The 1,394-nt window shown below is 56.2% G+C and carries 1 rRNA gene; it reads left to right on the forward strand.

Annotated elements, in window-relative coordinates:
- A 23S ribosomal RNA gene (locus ACIQ87_RS40300) occupies window positions 1–1,392 on the forward strand; the annotation flags it as partial.
- Window positions 1,393–1,394 lie beyond the last annotated feature (2 nt).

A 1,394-nucleotide genomic window follows, 5' to 3' on the forward strand; every position in this document is an offset into this window, starting at 1 on the left:
CTGAGACCTGATGCCGAGCCGATTGTGGTGAAGTGGATGATCCTATGCTGTCGAGAAAAGCCTCTAGCGAGTTTCATGGCGGCCCGTACCCCAAACCGACTCAGGTGGTCAGGTAGAGAATACCGAGGCGTTCGGGTGAACTATGGTTAAGGAACTCGGCAAAATGCCCCCGTAACTTCGGGAGAAGGGGGGCCATTCCTGGTGACGAGTCTTGCACTCTGAGCTGGGGGTGGCCGCAGAGACCAGCGAGAAGCGACTGTTTACTAAAAACACAGGTCCGTGCGAAGCCGTAAGGCGATGTATACGGACTGACGCCTGCCCGGTGCTGGAACGTTAAGGGGACCGGTTAGCTCTGATTCGTCGGGGCGAAGCTGAGAACTTAAGCGCCAGTAAACGGCGGTGGTAACTATAACCATCCTAAGGTAGCGAAATTCCTTGTCGGGTAAGTTCCGACCTGCACGAATGGCGTAACGACTTCTCGACTGTCTCAACCATAGGCCCGGTGAAATTGCATTACGAGTAAAGATGCTCGTTTCGCGCAGCAGGACGGAAAGACCCCGGGACCTTTACTATAGCTTGATATTGGTGTTCGGTTCGGCTTGTGTAGGATAGGTGGGAGACTGTGAAGCAGCAACGCCAGTTGTTGTGGAGTCGCCGTTGAAATACCACTCTGGTCGTGCTGGATGTCTAACCTGGGTCCGTGATCCGGATCAGGGACAGTGTCTGGTGGGTAGTTTAACTGGGGCGGTTGCCTCCTAAAGGGTAACGGAGGCGCCCAAAGGTTCCCTCAGCCTGGTTGGCAATCAGGTGTTGAGTGTAAGTGCACAAGGGAGCTTGACTGTGAGACTGACGGGTCGAGCAGGTACGAAAGTAGGGACTAGTGATCCGGCGGTGGCTTGTGGAAGCGCCGTCGCTCAACGGATAAAAGGTACCCCGGGGATAACAGGCTGATCTTCCCCAAGAGTCCATATCGACGGGATGGTTTGGCACCTCGATGTCGGCTCGTCGCATCCTGGGGCTGGAGTAGGTCCCAAGGGTTGGGCTGTTCGCCCATTAAAGCGGTACGCGAGCTGGGTTTAGAACGTCGTGAGACAGTTCGGTCCCTATCCGCTGTGCGCGTAGGAGTGTTGAGAAGGGCTGTCCCTAGTACGAGAGGACCGGGACGGACGAACCTCTGGTGTGCCAGTTGTCCTGCCAAGGGCATGGCTGGTTGGCTACGTTCGGGAGGGATAACCGCTGAAAGCATCTAAGCGGGAAGCCTGCTTCGAGATGAGCACTCCCACCTCCTTGAGAGGGTAAGGCTCCCAGTAGACGACTGGGTTGATAGGCCGGATATGGAAGCCCTGTGAGGGGTGGAGTTGACCGGTACTAATAGGCCGAGGGCTTGTCCTCAG

Source organism: Kitasatospora sp. NPDC096204 (genome assembly GCF_044763205.1).
GTDB lineage: Bacteria > Actinomycetota > Actinomycetes > Streptomycetales > Streptomycetaceae > Kitasatospora.